This is a genomic window from Erwinia magellanica (assembly GCF_039023495.1).
In the GTDB taxonomy this organism is placed as follows: domain Bacteria; phylum Pseudomonadota; class Gammaproteobacteria; order Enterobacterales; family Enterobacteriaceae; genus Erwinia.
In genome coordinates, this window is record NZ_JBCHVC010000001.1 from 1,095,088 (window position 1) to 1,110,036 (window position 14,949).

At 51.3% G+C, this 14,949-nt stretch carries 12 protein-coding genes; 4 read left to right on the plus strand and 8 right to left on the minus strand.

Annotated elements, in window-relative coordinates:
• The first annotated feature begins 64 nt into the window (after positions 1 to 64).
• Positions 65 to 655 carry a DUF1349 domain-containing protein gene (locus tag AAH450_RS05050; RefSeq protein ID WP_342909197.1) on the plus strand — a complete coding sequence of 197 codons (591 nt, stop codon included), beginning with the start codon at positions 65 to 67 and terminating at the stop codon, positions 653 to 655.
• 1,529 nt (positions 656 to 2,184) lie between these two features.
• On the opposite strand, the gene AAH450_RS05055 is transcribed toward AAH450_RS05050, so the two are convergent.
• The 7 genes from AAH450_RS05055 to AAH450_RS05085 form a co-directional block, all read right to left on the minus strand.
• A complete protein-coding gene (locus tag AAH450_RS05055; RefSeq protein WP_342909198.1) occupies positions 2,185 to 3,216 on the minus strand; it encodes a methionine synthase in 1,032 nt (343 codons plus the stop codon).
• A 27-nt stretch (positions 3,217 to 3,243) separates the two neighbouring features.
• Entirely contained in the window at positions 3,244 to 4,221 is a 978-nt protein-coding gene (locus tag AAH450_RS05060) for a DUF1852 domain-containing protein (protein ID WP_342909199.1), read from the minus strand.
• Between the two features lie 347 nt (positions 4,222 to 4,568).
• A complete protein-coding gene (locus AAH450_RS05065) occupies positions 4,569 to 5,576 on the minus strand; it encodes a substrate-binding domain-containing protein (RefSeq protein ID WP_342909200.1) in 1,008 nt (335 codons plus the stop codon).
• A gap of 37 nt (positions 5,577 to 5,613) precedes the next feature.
• Positions 5,614 to 6,633 (minus strand): ABC transporter permease, encoded by a 1,020-nt coding sequence (locus AAH450_RS05070; protein WP_463322710.1) that lies wholly within the window; start codon positions 6,631 to 6,633, stop codon positions 5,614 to 5,616.
• Between the two features lie 33 nt (positions 6,634 to 6,666).
• Complete coding sequence (locus AAH450_RS05075) at positions 6,667 to 8,172, minus strand: sugar ABC transporter ATP-binding protein (protein ID WP_342909202.1); 1,506 nt, start codon at positions 8,170 to 8,172, stop codon at positions 6,667 to 6,669.
• Positions 8,169 to 9,686 (minus strand): xylulokinase, encoded by a 1,518-nt coding sequence (gene xylB, locus AAH450_RS05080; RefSeq protein ID WP_342909203.1) that lies wholly within the window; start codon positions 9,684 to 9,686, stop codon positions 8,169 to 8,171. Before xylB ends, AAH450_RS05075 begins: the two co-directional genes overlap by 4 nt.
• Positions 9,687 to 9,689: 3 nt before the next feature.
• Positions 9,690 to 10,724: an NAD(P)-dependent alcohol dehydrogenase gene (locus tag AAH450_RS05085; protein WP_342909204.1), complete on the minus strand. Its 1,035-nt coding sequence runs from the start codon at positions 10,722 to 10,724 to the stop codon at positions 9,690 to 9,692.
• A gap of 219 nt (positions 10,725 to 10,943) precedes the next feature.
• On the opposite strand from AAH450_RS05085, the gene AAH450_RS05090 reads away from it, so the two are divergent.
• From AAH450_RS05090 to AAH450_RS05100, 3 genes are all read left to right on the plus strand, one after another.
• Positions 10,944 to 11,480 carry a D-lyxose/D-mannose family sugar isomerase gene (locus tag AAH450_RS05090; RefSeq protein WP_342909205.1) on the plus strand — a complete coding sequence of 179 codons (537 nt, stop codon included), beginning with the start codon at positions 10,944 to 10,946 and terminating at the stop codon, positions 11,478 to 11,480.
• Positions 11,481 to 11,563: 83 nt separating this feature from the next.
• A complete protein-coding gene (locus AAH450_RS05095; RefSeq protein WP_342909206.1) occupies positions 11,564 to 12,565 on the plus strand; it encodes a LacI family DNA-binding transcriptional regulator in 1,002 nt (333 codons plus the stop codon).
• A 173-nt stretch (positions 12,566 to 12,738) separates the two neighbouring features.
• Positions 12,739 to 13,755 carry an EthD domain-containing protein gene (locus tag AAH450_RS05100; protein WP_342909207.1) on the plus strand — a complete coding sequence of 339 codons (1,017 nt, stop codon included), beginning with the start codon at positions 12,739 to 12,741 and terminating at the stop codon, positions 13,753 to 13,755.
• Positions 13,756 to 13,927: 172 nt separating this feature from the next.
• Here the strand turns inward: AAH450_RS05100 and AAH450_RS05105 are convergent, their stop codons facing one another.
• Positions 13,928 to 14,635, minus strand: a complete 708-nt coding sequence (locus AAH450_RS05105) for a phage antirepressor KilAC domain-containing protein (RefSeq protein WP_342909208.1) — start codon at positions 14,633 to 14,635, stop codon at positions 13,928 to 13,930.
• Positions 14,636 to 14,949: the final 314 nt, after the last annotated feature.

A 14,949-nucleotide genomic window follows, 5' to 3' on the forward strand; every position in this document is an offset into this window, starting at 1 on the left:
TAATTCAGCCGCATGATGACATCACGAAAGTACTTTACCTGTTCTGCAACAGAAGGCAGCTGACATGCATAAAACCTCGTTTCCGGATCGCCAAATATGGTTGAACAAACCTCATTATGCTGAGGTAAGTGAAGATCGTATCTTTATGATTTCTGATGAAAACACTGATTTCTGGGAGAAAACCCATTACGGTTTTCAGCATCATAACGGCCACGCTTTAGGAACAGAGACAGCGAGTGACTTCACTTTTCAGGTAAGGATCAGAGCAGATTTCCGGTTTTTATACGACCAGGCTGGCGTTCTTATCCGCAGGGATGAAAGCCACTGGATTAAAGCAGGCATAGAATTCAACGACGGGCAGCCAGCTATTGGCTGTGTGGTAACGTCTGAATTCTCGGACTGGTCTACAGGCATTTTCCCTGGAAATCCTGGTGATTTCTGGATTAGGGCAACGCTGAAAAATAATGTTGTCCGCATCCAGTATTCAACGGACGGGCAGACCTGGCCGCTGTTACGATTGATTCCCTGGCCGGGCGGTTATCAAACCTTTATTGGTGTCATGTGCTGTTCACCAACCAGTAAAGAGCTGAACGTAGAGTTCACTGAGTTTTCACTCACGCCTGCATTAAATAAGGATCTGCACGATCTGAGCTGAGCCTGTAAACGGGTAGAGGTTTGGAATAGCAGACAAGTAAACCAATGCGGTAAACCAGCCCGCATAAACATTTTGGGTTGTGCCACAGTGGTGGGAGTGAGAAGGCGTGCTTCAAAAAGCGCGGAAAGGCCCGAGAGTTAGCCAGACAGGTATCCTGATATCTCATTTAACATAATATACATTATGCGAACCGAGGTGAGTCTAGAGGAAATCTGGCGGTTTACGTTCACTCTGGCCGCCAACTGGCTGCTAATGATGTTTCTGAGTTACTTCACCCATTTCCAGCTGGATGCGTTGATAAGCAACTGTCAGGCCTGGTGCCAACCTTGATGCCAATAGTTGGACATCTCAACTTTGCTGTCAGGCAGACATCTGAACTTAGCCGTGACATAAGTTGTGAGTCCTATTTGATAATGTCACTCTTTTAGCTGATTTATCATGTCATCCTGATACGGCCCATTTATCACCTTTCTGGGAGATCTTTTCTGATGCTGATAACCCTGCCCACTGAAGAACTTCACCGCTTGTCGGTAATCCAGGCCGTTGATGCAAAGTGCCTGCGTCGTGATACAACCCCTCGTAGGATCTCACCGAACATCAGGCACAGCGTCTGATGAACCGCTTCCGGGAATCAGGTGCCGCCGCGCTGGAGAACGCCGTCACGTTACGCCGGTACTCATCGACACCATCGGATACTGACGCTGCTACGTGAATATTACGTCGGTTTCGGCCACACTGCCGCAGAAAAGCTCAGGAGCGAACAGCTGCCAGGTCTGCCCAGCCGTTGAATACTGGATGCGGACAACATTATTTTCGGCGTTGCCCTAATCCAGAAATCACCGGGGACGCGGGATTTCTCGCTACGTTGCTGGATGGCTGCCAACGGTCTCAGGATACCGCATGCCCATCGGAGACCGCTAATCAGTCAGCCCAGTTACCGCTGCGACTTTTTGGGTGAGCTTATTCAGATTGACGGTTCACACTACGACTGGTTTAAAGACGTGCCTCCAGGTGCTGCCCTGGCTTATACCGCTGACGCCACCGGTTGCCTGATGCATCGGCGATTTTGTCAGAGCGAACCAGCCTCCGATTACAAACTGGCTACGCGCGAGTACGTGGATAAACACGGCAAATTTGTAGCGGTTTACAGCGACAAGCAGCGGTGTTTAAAGTCAGCCAGGCGAGCGTGCCAATCCAGAAAAGATGACTTTACCGCCCTTTTCTCTTCCATAACTGACCGTGCGGCGGCGCCTGGTAGCTTTCTGAAAATAGGTGTTTTGACTGTATCCATCCCCAAAAACACCCTAAACAGCCTGTCTTTCTCCGGGCCACTGGCACGGAATGATGTGATTTTACACTGTGTGTTGTAACTAAAACGCGTCACGCTGAAATGTAATACATGCTTATCACTGCGGTTGCCGTGTATACCAACATGCTTATCGCTCAGTCCGGTTGTTCGCAGAGATATTGACAAGAGATCAGATCGTCTTATCCGGACTGAGTTCCTTTCACTTGAAATTTTGGCGAGATTATTTAGCCAGGAGTTCTTTCCTGACGATCTCTGCGCCTGCACTCAAAGCATTGAGCTTGCCCCTTGCTACGCTACGGGATAACGGAGTCATACCACAGTTAGTAGATGGATAAAGCTTGTCGGCATCAACAAACTGAAGTGCTTTACGTAGCGTGGTGGCGACTTCTTCCGGCGTCTCAATGGTATTGGTTGCCACGTCAATGGCCCCTACCATCACTTTTTTACCCCGAATGAGTTCAATAAGATCCATTGGAACGCGAGAGTTATGACATTCCAGCGAGATTATATCGATATCCGATTTTTGCAGTTTCGGGAAGATTTCCTCATATTGCCGCCATTCTGAACCCAGCGTCTTTTTCCAGTCGGTATTGGCTTTGATGCCATAACCATAGCAAATATGCACAGCAGTCTCGCATTTAAGCCCTTCAATGGCCCTTTCTAAAGCGGCAATGCCCCAATCATTTACTTCATCAAAAAATACATTAAATGCGGGTTCATCAAACTGAATGATATCCACACCCGCAGCCTCTAATTCTCTGGCTTCCTGATTAAGTATGGTGGCGAATTCCCAGGCGAGCTTTTCGCGACTTTTATAGTGACTGTCATAGAGCGTATCTATCATCGTCATGGGGCCAGGTAATGCCCATTTAATCGGTTGCGTGGTTTGTTGACGTAAATATCGGGCATCTTCAACAAAAACAGGCTTTTGGCGACTCACCGCACCAACCACGGTTGGTACACTGGCATCATAACGATTACGGATTCTGACGATCTCGCGTTTTTCAAAATCAACGCCGTTAAGGTGCTCAATAAAGGTGGTGACAAAATGTTGGCGCGTTTGTTCGCCATCACTGACAATATCGATACCTGCCTGAAGCTGATCTTCCAGACATAAACGTAGCGCATCCTGTTTGCCCTCAATCAGCTCCTCATCCTGCAATTTCCATGGGGACCAAAGTGTCTCTGGTTGTGCAAGCCAGGACGGTTTAGGTAAGCTGCCCGCCGTCGACGTGGGTAACAAAATTTTCATAACAGGTGACCTTATATTTTTAGTTAATCAAAGAACGTAATCAGCAGACCATTGCTCAAGAATAGTCCTATAGGGTTTGATAAAGTGCTCTTCTGTAAATTTACCCTGCTCTACCGCCAGGTGGCTACGCTCTTCCCGATCATAAACAATTTGAGTTAACGAATAATCCTGGTGATGTAAATCTGGCTGATAAAGTTTTCCTGCTACAGAGTTAGCGTTATAAATCTCAGGGCGATAAATTTTTTGAAAAGCCTCCATCGTGCTGATGGTGCTGATAAGCTCAAGATTTGTGTAATCGTTGATTAAATCACCCGTAAAATAAAATGCTAAAGGTGCAACGCTATCTTTCGGCATAAAATAACGAGCCTGTAACCCCATTTTATTGAAGTAATGGTCGGTCATTGAAGGTTCGTTTTGCTCGTATTCAATACCTAATACAGGGTGAACATATTCAGTGCGATGATAAGTGTTTTTACTTGAAACGCTCAGGCAGATAACCGGCGATTTAGTAAAGTGTTCTTTATAAGCTTTGGAATGAATAAAGTGTTTGAACAGCTTGCCATGCAAATCACCAAAATTATCTGGTGTGCTAAATCTGGCGTGACTCTTGTTGTGCTCTAACAGGACTACGCTGAAATCATAATCGCGTACATAAGAAGAAAAATTATTCCCCACTATGCCTTCAATGCGTTCGTTGGTTTTGTGGTCAACAATATTGGTTTTCAATATTTCAATCACGGGAAAGGTGTGGCCTTTGCCTTCAACATCCATCTCAACGGAGATGATTTCCAGTTCAACAGCGTAACGATTGCCTTCTGGGTTATCCCACTGAGCCAGGGAGTTGAAACGATCGTCAATCATCGTTAAGGCGTTGCGCAAGTTTTCCTGGCGTTTTTCTCCCCTGGCGAGATTAGCAAAATTGGTCGTGATGCGCGTATTCCCGGATGGATTATAATTTTCATCGAAGGAAATGCTTTTAATTGAAAATGCAAATTCTTTATTCATGGTAATCGGATGCCCTGATTTTTTAACTAAAACCTGAAGTTATTTCTTACTTTTTTAGCATGTTCAGATTTTTCTGTTTTCAAATGTGTTGCATACTTTATGCCAGAGTCATGGATTGAGTAAAAGTGATATAATTTCACCCAATATGAGACATATTCATGATGTGGTCCGGGGCGGGTAGATGTTGCGGCGCAAGCCCCCTACCCACAGGATCCATATCGGGTAAAGGGTGCCGAGTAGCCAAAGACAAGCGGGGAGTGATTTCTCACTCCCCGCTATTGCGAATAAAGATAGCAATGATGTGCCGTCAATCAACACCGACCAGAATGGGGTGTTATCAGGCTTATTTATTTACGCGCATCCAGCAACTGCTGCGCATTCTCTGAGGTTACAGTCGTCCAGGGAATGTAATAGTGTTTTTTGGTGCCGCCATCCCATGCCAGTTCCTTAGCGTACTGTTTCCAGATATCAGATTGAGGCTTATAGCTTTCGCCCTTCGCGGCACGCATGGCAACGTCAATCGCCCCCTGCATCTGCCCTTTTGCATCCTGTAGGATGGAAACCATTTCACCTGCCTGCACCGCATGGATGGCATCAGAAACGCCGTCCACGCCAGCAATGGCAAAATCTTTCACGTTCAGGCCTGCACCTTTAATCGCCTCGATTGCACCAAGTGCCATCTCGTCATTTTGGCCAATCACACCATTGATCTTCCCACGATGCTTTTGCAGCCAGTTTTCCATCAGCGGCTGAGCTTCAGCGCGTGACCAGTTGGCGGTCTTACGCTCCAGCACGGTTACCTGACCTGCGCCACATTCGGCTATCGCTTTGTCGTTGCCCTTTCCACGCTGAATTTCGCCGCTGCCACCCTTCGGCCCTTCGATGATCACCACGTTGACCTTTTTGGTTTTACACTGCAACTTATCCAGCACCGCTTTCGCTTCCAGGTAGCCACCCAGCTCGTCGTTGGATACCACTTCCGACGTCATCTCTTCAGTATTAAGGCGGGCATTAGTCACTACCACCGGAATTTTTGCTTCATTAGCATTGGTCACGATGTCAATGTTGGCTTCAAAGTCCATTGGGTTAACGATGATCGCATCAGCGCGGGTTTGAATGGCGGTAGAAGCCTGATCATTTTGCACCGAAGCGTCGTAACGGCCATCATAAAACGTCAGCACCGCTTCGCCGCTTTTTACTGCCGGATGCTCTTTACCGTAGCGCTCCATCAGCTGGACGAATTCCGCTTTGTTGCCGTACATCAGCACGGCAATCTTTACCGGCGCGGCCTGAGCAATCGCCATGCCCCCCATCATCATTGCCGAGGTAAGCAACGCAATTTTGGTCAGTTTCATTCTTATCTCCTGGTAGGGTTTTATTATTTAAGCAGGGTTAATCGCGTTGTTGTTTACGCGAAGGGTCGAGCAATACAGCCACAACAATCAGGCCGCCTTTAATAATCTGTTGGTAATAGGACTGTACGCCCAGCAGGTCGAGGCCATTATTCATTACCCCAATAATCAGCACGCCGAACAAGGTGCCCACCAGCGTCCCGACGCCACCAGCCATACTGGTGCCGCCAATAACCACCGCGGCAATGGCATCCAGCTCATAACCGGCGCCAGCGCTGGTCTGTGCAGAGCCGGTGCGGGCAGTGAGGATCAAACCAGCAATACCAGCCAGGGCGGCACACAGCGTATAGACCAGTACTTTGATGCGCACTACGCTGATGCCGGAGGTGCGGGCGCTTTTGGGGTTACCGCCCACTGCGTAGACGTAGCGACCAAAGATGGTTTTGTTCAGCAGCAGCCAGGCAAGGGCAAACAGCACCACGAAGATGATTACCGGTACCGGAATAGCGGCGATATAGCCATTCCCCAACCAGCGGAAATCGCTGTTCAGCTGTGAAACCGGGTTGCCATCGGTAGTGAGCATCGCCAGACCGCGGGCTGCCGAAAGCATGCCCATAGTGACGATAAAGGGTTGCAGACGATAGCGAGCCAGAACCGTGCCGTTAATCAGACCGCAGACAATGCCTATCCCCAGCGCGATTATCAGCGGCATCATGACCGCATGCGCGGTATCGCCAATTGCCAGCCCACTGTTATTGGTGGCGAAGCGCGCGGCGACAATGCCGCTTAACGCCAGTACCGAACCCACAGAGAGATCCACACCGGCGGTGATAATCACGAAAGTCATGCCGATGGCAAGAATGCCGTTGATTGACACCTGACGCAGTACGATCAGCATATTTTCATGGCTGATAAAGTAGTTGCTACTCCAGGCGCCCTTCGCCACCTGCACCTCGCCAATTGCCGCAACAATCAGGCAGAGCACAAAGAAGGCGATAATGATGCCGTACTTATGCATACGGCGTTTATTACGCGTGAAAAACGAAATCCCGGGTGTCATTGAATGTGTACTGTTCATCTTATTATCTCTCTGTTATACCGCCAGCTTCATCAGCCCGGTCTGGGTAGCCTGCGCCGCAGTGAGTTCTCCGGCTAATTCTCCGTCGCGAAACACCAGAATGCGGTCGCTCATACCGATAATTTCCGACAGTTCGGAAGAAACCATGATGATCCCTTTGTTTCTGAGGGCAAATTCCGACATAAAGCGATAGATCTCTTTCTTGGCGCCAACGTCGATTCCGCGGGTTGGCTCATCCAGCAGAAGAACTTCCGGATCGAGCAACGCCCAGCGTCCCAGCACTACCTTCTGCTGATTACCGCCGCTGAGATTGCCCACTATCTGATCCCCGTCCGGTGTTTTGACGTTAAAGCGCTTAATCATCTCACTGGCACGCTCCCTCTCCTGCTTTTCATTGATAAAGCCCGAACGGCTGATGGCGCCAAAAGAGGAGATATTGATGTTCTCGCTGACCGACCGACACAGCACCAGGCCTGTCTGTTTGCGATCTTCGGTGACATAGGCGATACCGCATTTGATCGCCTCTTTTGGCGAGTGGCGACCCAGGGTGGTATTCCCTAACTGAATGGTGCCGCTGTCGGCATGGTTGATGCCAAATACCAGGTCGAGAAACTCGCTGCGCCCCGAGCCGACAAGGCCATAGATACCCAGGATCTCGCCGCGCTTCAGATGCAGGCTGATATCCTTGATTTTGTTACGCCAGCAGAGGTTTTTCACCTCCATCATCACCTCTTCGCCCGGCTGATTGAACTTGGCGAATTCGCTGTCATACTCTCCGCCGATGATATGTTCAATCAGCTGCTCACGGGTGATATCGGCGATAAACCCCTCATGGACATAGGCACCGTCACGGAAGATGGTATAGCTGTCGGCAATCTGGAATATTTCCGAGAGTCGGTGCGAGACGTAAATAATCCCCTTACCTTTCTCTGCCAGCCGGGTAATGGTCTGGAAGATCTTCTGCGCGTCCTCTTCACCGATAGCTGAAGTCGGTTCATCCATAATGATGATGTCAGCATTGGCATGGGAGAGCGCCTTGGCAATCTCAACCAGCTGCTGCTCGGCGACGCTAAGATTGCGCATCTTCTCGGTGGCAGAGATATGAAAATCCAGCTCCTTTAACAGCTCTCGGGTGCGTTGATTCAGGGTGGTGAAATCCACAAAGCCCAGACGGCGCGGCTCGCGTCCCAGCCAGATATTCTCCGCTACAGTCAGATCGGGAATGGCGCTCAGCTCCTGCTGGACAATCGCCACGCCTGCGGCCAGCGCATCTTTTGGGTGATGAAACTCGCAGCGTTCGCCGTTAATGAAAATGCTGCCGCCGTCAGGCTGGATAAAACCCATCAAAATACTCAGGAAGGTGGATTTCCCGGCACCATTGCCACCGCACAGCGCATGGATAGAACCACGCCGCAGGGCGAACTCGGCATTTTTCAGCGCCACCACCGGACCAAACGCTTTTTTTACGCCTGTCACTTCCAGCAGATAAGCGGGTTGTTTTGTTTGCGGATCGCGCGTCACAGTTGAACCTCCGGGTAAGCCTGCTGCAAACGTTGCAGATAACGCTGATAACGTTGGTCATACTGCGCCTGACGTTCAGCATTGGGTGCTGTTCGGGTTGCTTCATCAAGCGAGACGAAGCGCTGGCAAAGATGACTGAGCACACTCTCTGCTTGCTGGCCGGGATCTTCCGCCAGCGCCGTAGCCCACATTGCCTGAATAGCGCCGCCCAGCGCCGCCGTCTCCTTGACGTTAAGGCATACCACCGGCGTGCCCATAACATCCGCCACAATCTGTCGCCAGAGCGGGCTGCGAGCGCCGCCGCCGGTCAGACGAATTTCTTGTGCCTCAATGCCCTGGCGACGAAACAGCTCAATACCGTAGCGCAGACCGTAGGTAGCGCTCTCCACTACCGCCATGCAGAGGTTGGCACGGGTAAAGTTGTCGCTGTTCAGGTTATGCAGGCTGGCGCGGGCAGCAGGTAATTGCGGCACACGCTCGCCGTTAAAGAAAGGCAGCATCTCAACCCCGCCAGCACCAGGCGCTGCCTGAGCCAGCAGTTGGTTAAAGCCTGCGACATCTTCTTCCAGCAGCGACTGCACTGAAGTGGTTGCCGAGGTGACATTCATGGTGCAAATCAGAGGTAGCCAGCCGTTGGTGCTGGAACAGAAACCGGCAATCATTTCTGATTCCGCTACTACTGGCGTATCAGACCAGGCGAAAAGCGTGCCCGAGGTGCCCAGACTCATGGTCACCGTGCCGGTAGCGATGTTCCCGGAACCGATAGCCGCCATCATATTGTCGCCACCGCCGGTGGCCACGCGTGTGGCAGTAGACAGCCCCAACCTCTGCGCCGCTTCCGGACGCAGCCGGCCAATGCAGCTTTCAGCGCTTTTTAGCGGCGGCAACGCATTCCACAGCCGACCGCTACTGTCGATCAAATCTACGGTATGACGATCCCACTCACGGGTACGAACGTTCAGCAACCCGGTACCGGAAGCGTCGCCATATTCCGCCACGCGTTCGCCGGTAAGCCAGAAGTTAAGATAATCGTGCGGGAGCAGCACCGTGTGCAAACGTGCCCAAAGCTCGGGATGCTGTTGTTTAAACCAGATGATTTTCGAGGCGGTATAGCCTGTCGCCACCATGACACCAAGCTGCGCCAGTGAACCTTGCACGCCGCCCAACTGCTCAAGCAGCGCTTCGTTTTCTGCGGCAGTTTCGGTGTCGCACCACAGCTTGACGCTGTGAAGCACGTTGCCCTGTTCATCCAGTGGAACAAAACCGTGCTGCTGACCGGAAACACCAAGCGCGACGATCTGATGCGGATCCACTCCCGCCTGCGAAACTGCCTGATGAAATGCGGCAATAAGTGCCTCAATCCACCAGCCAGCTTCCTGCTCCCGGCGACCGTTCTGGTCGCTGATGAGCCGGTGAGCAGCGCTGCCCTCACCGAGGATTGCACCCTGCTTGCTGTCGACAATCACCACTTTGGTGCCTTGTGTACCACAGTCAATGCCAGCATAGAGCGACATGTGTTACTCCATTTCCAGCATGATTTTGATATCAGAGGCGTTCCCCGCAGCGGCGCGTTCAAAGGCGGCAACGCTTTCTGAGAATTTATAGGTCTGACTGATCAGCGGCTGAACACGAAGTTTGCCGCTGCTTAACAGACGCAAAGTTCGTGGGTACATGTTGGCGTAGCGGAAAATAGTTTTGAAGGTGATCTCCTTCGCCTGAGCCGCCACAATATCCATCGGAGCCGCATCAATGGGCATGCCGACCAGCACTGCTGTGGCGCCTGGCGCAGCATGTTGCGCCAATGTGGCGATGGCTGGTTTGGCACCACTGCATTCAAACACCAGGTCTGCGCCGTTGCCGCTGGTCAGTTCGGCTATTTTGGCTGCCAGGTCACCGGTCTTAATGTTTACCGCGTGCAGGCCATCATATTCAGCGGCAACTGCCAGCTTCTCATCAAACAGATCGCAGATGATAACGTCTGAACAGCCCCCTGCCAGCGCAGCCAGCGCCGTAACCACGCCTATGGGGCCTGCGCCAATAACCAGCGCAATGTCGCCCGGCTTGATACCCGCTTTGGTGGCAGCATGCATACCGATGGCCAGGGGTTCCACCATGGCGCCTTCAGCAAAACTGACGTTATCCGGAAGCTTGAAAGTGAACGCGCCGGGATGAATGACGGTTTCCCGCAGGCAACCATGCACTGGCGGCGTAGCCCAGAAACGTACGGCGGGATCAAGATTGTAGATACCAGCGCGAGACTGGGCTGAATTCGGATCCGGAATACCTGGCTCCATGCAAACGCGATCTCCGGGTTTAACGTGAGTAACATTTTTGCCCGTTGCCAGTACCACGCCCGCCGCTTCATGACCCAGCACCATCGGCGCTTCCACCACGAAAGGACCGATACGACCATGCTGATAGTAGTGAACGTCGCTGCCGCAGATGCCTACGGAATGGATTTTAATCTCCACATCGTTGTCGCCCAGCGTTTCATCAAATTCACGATCTTCAATAGCAATTTTGCCCGCTTCTGCCAGAACTAACGCTTTCATATTCGCCCCCGGTAAAGTCATTTTAATGGTATCGGTATCATTCAACTGCGGCGATACTGGCGGAAAAAATGCTGCAAATCTGTGATGCTTGTTAAATATTCGTCAAATAGGTTATCAGCAACAATGCCCGTGAAGAGAGAACATCGATGGAGATCACAGATTATCGCTGCCAGGCCCGTGTTTAATGATACCGATACCATTATCCTGAGTGAGAAAACGATGAGCCACACCAATGATTATCTGCAACGCACGCTGAATATCCTGCAACAGGCTGCTATTCTGCTCACTGAAGATGAGCAGCAGCGCATTGAAATCGCCACCTTTGGTTTGCCGGATTACCCCGCTTCCGGTCTGCAACTGCTGACCTATGTGAACTCTCCACGCTACTGCGCCAAGGAGCTGGTGCTGTTTCCCGGACAGACCTGTCCGGAGCATCTGCATCCGCCGTTCGAGGGAACGCCAGGAAAACAGGAAACCTTCCGCTGCCGCTGGGGCGAGGTATATCTGTTTGTCGATGACACCACTCTGACGCAGAAAGAGGCCGACATGGCCTGTCGGGTACCTGAAGGGAGTGAAGCGTGGTACACCTGCACACACTACGTTTTACTGCGTCCCGGCGAGCAGTACACCATTGCGCCTGGTACGCGTCACTGGTTCCAGGCGGGAGAGTCAGGAGCGGTCGTCTCCGAGTTCTCTTCCGAAAGCCGTGATGAGCTGGATATTTTTACCGATCCCCGCGTTAACCGGCTGGCGTGAAAATCAGCGTTCGCTTCATAAGTGAAGATCTGTCATGATTCAAAAATGATACAAAATGATGTGCTTAAACCAAGGAGCCGAAATTGGCAGCAGGTCGGGGACGAAAGGCGACGCTGGCAAGCGTCGCTGCGCAGGCGAACGTCAGTAAAATTACCGCTTCGCGGGCTTTTTCACAGCCGGAGAAAGTGCATCCTGAAACGCTGCAACGCATTCGCGATACGGCTGAACAGCTTGGCTATGTAATGAATACGGCTGCCCGCAACCTGCGGGCAAAAGCCAGTAAAACTATCGGTATCGTCAATCCCGATATGGCTAATCCTTTTTTTGGCGGCCTGACACGGCTGATGACGCTGGAAGCGCAAAAAATGGGTTATGACACGCTGGTGTTTGATTCTTATGAATCACAGGAGGCGGAAGACCGCATTATCGACAAGCTGATTGGCTATAACGTTGATGCCATTATTCTGTCAGTGATTTCCAACGATCTTAACTATCATCCCGCCTATATGAAGCGGCTGGAAATTCTTAATATTCCGGTTGTGCTGGTGGATCGCGAACTACAGGCTGCACATTGTAGCGGGGTCTATATCGATAACCTGGACTGCGGGTTGCAAACCGGACGCTGGCTGCTTGAACAAAAAGCCGGGCGCGTAGTGGTGGTGTCCGGGCCAGAGAACTCTAATGTGGCGCGAGAAAGGGTGACAGGTTTACAGGCGGCTTTGCAGGGTAAAGTCGCGTCGTTTGAAGTATTGTATGCCGATTTTTTTATGGATGTCGCCTGGCAGGAAACCAGCCGCTGGCTGAACAGCAATGAGGCACCGGACTACTTTGTTGGCTGTAATAACCAGATTTCCCTGGGTATTGTCAAAGCCTGTATTGAGCATAAGCTGAAACTGATGAATCAGGTTAAATTGTTCAGTATTGACGCCGTGTCGCACGCCGAAATTTACGGTTTCCATTTCCCCTGCGTCACGCACGATCTACAGGAGATTGCCTGGCAGGCTCTCAATCTGGCTCTCCGTCGTATTACAGACAGTGACAGCAAACCTGGGAAAGTGATTGTACGCGGTAAGGTGGTGTCATAAGTGAGCAAAGGGACTGAAGCGGTAAATATGTTCTGAAAAATTTAAAGCCTCATCCTGATGGCTGCCAGAAAGCTATATTTAAACATTAACGAAAAATTCAGCGAGCATTATCCCGACGATAAGGCTTGCCAGAAGAGTTTTGAAAATGAGAAGTGCAGTTATCAGGAGAAAATATGAACGATAAAATCAGGTTCAGCGATCCCGCTCGTTCAGACATGCTACAACGGCCGCCGCTTTTGCAATCATCATTCTCAACAACGAAGCCCCTTATAGTGACCCCAACGCTTCTCCGTCGAAGCGATAATACGCCTGAAAACTTACGCCCGCAGGATAGTGGCTCCGGGGTTGATTCTCAGGGGAATGAGGTCAAAGATCCGGAACATCACAGTGACCAACTTGCGCTGGAGTCTGAGCCAAACCTCGCGTTTGAGCATTACGATGAGTACTGGCGTAAAGTTCACGGCCCCAAGTTCGCCTGGGCCGGCCCGGATACCCAGAATGAGACGGTGCTGCGTTACGATCAGGTTCACCGACTGCCATCCGGCCCCTCCTCTTCTTTTTTTCCACCCTATCGCGCTATGGTTGATGCCGGGGGGCGGTTAGTAGCGAACCCCGCCGCCCAGGTGCCGCCCTATCGCCGTCCTTCCTGGGATGGATTTGCCTATATTGCTTATCAAAGTGAAGAGGATGTAGAACAGACGCTTGCTCAGGAGCAGTATGCAAAGCGGATAGTCGCCGATGAGCAAACGGTTTTCCGCAAAGTCACGCGGCAGCTGGCCCGTGAGTACATCATTATTCCCAGCATCCGCCATCGTGATCCCTTCAGTCTGGTTAAAATCCACTACCGCCAGGATTCACTTTCCCGCGAAGATTTTCAACGTCAATGGTTGCATGAACATGCCGATCTGGTGGTTTCTAAGGCTGCGACCAGGGAGTATGTCCGCCGCTATGCTCAACTTCACTCTTTCAAAATGACTCAGGAAGATCCGGAAGGAGAGAAAATAGATGGGATCAGCGTATTCTCTTTTGACTCCCTGAATGATCTGGAAGATTACCTCTGTACGGAAGCGTGGGCCGAAATCGAGCAGTCTGAACATAGCATTGCCGATGCCAAAGCCTCTGAATTCTGGACCTCCGTAAACTACAGCATCATCAACCGCCTGATGCCGGAACAGGCTACAGAAAAATAAGTGAGAGCCAGGGCCTCATTTCTGCCCTGGCTTACGGGCGCATGGGTAGCTTAAGAATTAAAAAGGCCGCACTCCGCTGCGGCCTTTTATGTTCATGCTTTCTTCTCACACCTGTTGCCTGCCAGGAATAACTCTCTGGCCGCGAACAGCTAAGGGCGTGACCACACCAGGCCTAGGCCGCAGCGCCTTTAGGCTGGGCGGCAAGATGTCCTGCCCAGAGGCTGGCAACCCATTTCACCCCTTTGGAGGTGAAACGCGCCTGGGAAAAGGCGTGTTGGTTTTCTCCCACGCCTGAGTGCAGCGTAAAGTAACCGGCCTGAAGATGGTGATGCTGCGGCGTCAGGGTGCCTTTAGCACGATACATAATATTGCGTTCCAGCAGGAACTGGCGGAACTCCGGCTCTTTCACTTTGAGCAGTTTGCAAATCTGACGAAAGCCGAGGGAATCCTGGACCTCCATAAAACTGTCAAAGAACGCCGCCTTTGGGGCAGACAGCGCCAGCTGCTGCTCGGCAGCCTGACGCTGTTCAAACTGCTCAGCCCAGGCGCGCGCCGCTTCGGCCGGATTGGTGAAGTCAGGCAAATGGGTGGTTTTTTCGCGATCCTGCCAGCGGTCCAGCACCTCAGCCGTAAAGCCTGGCGATAAACGGGCAACCGCCAACAGCGAATCCCGTTTATTCAGGCGATATTCCTGACGCACTTCCCCTTCCCGCTCATAGTCATTAACGATAATGGGTTGCGACAGACGCTGGGCAGTTTCCAGACTTTTAAATAACCGCTTAACTTCTCCATGCGTGATGCCGGTCATCTCAGCCAGTTCACGGCTGCTCATTGTGACCGATTGTTCCAACGATTTAAGGCTTTCAGTCGAAATCATCATGGGTTTACCCCTCACTAACCTTACCAATACCCAGCGGGCAGTAGGATTATTATACAAACACCTGTTCAGATATCCAGTATTTTTTTTGAGCGATGTGTTAACAGGGGTCTGTAAAGGGAACAGGCCTGGATAAGGGATGATGATGGCCCGGCTGTTGTTGGTCACCCTCTTCTGCGAATCTCAACTTTGACGATCCTCTGCTTGAGAGATAACGACCTGATTCCCTCTCAGACTTACCAGGGAAACCAAAAATGGCATGTGCTCTCTTCACCGTGGCAAACCAGAAAGACGATAACCTTTGTCGCTGTTTCTTT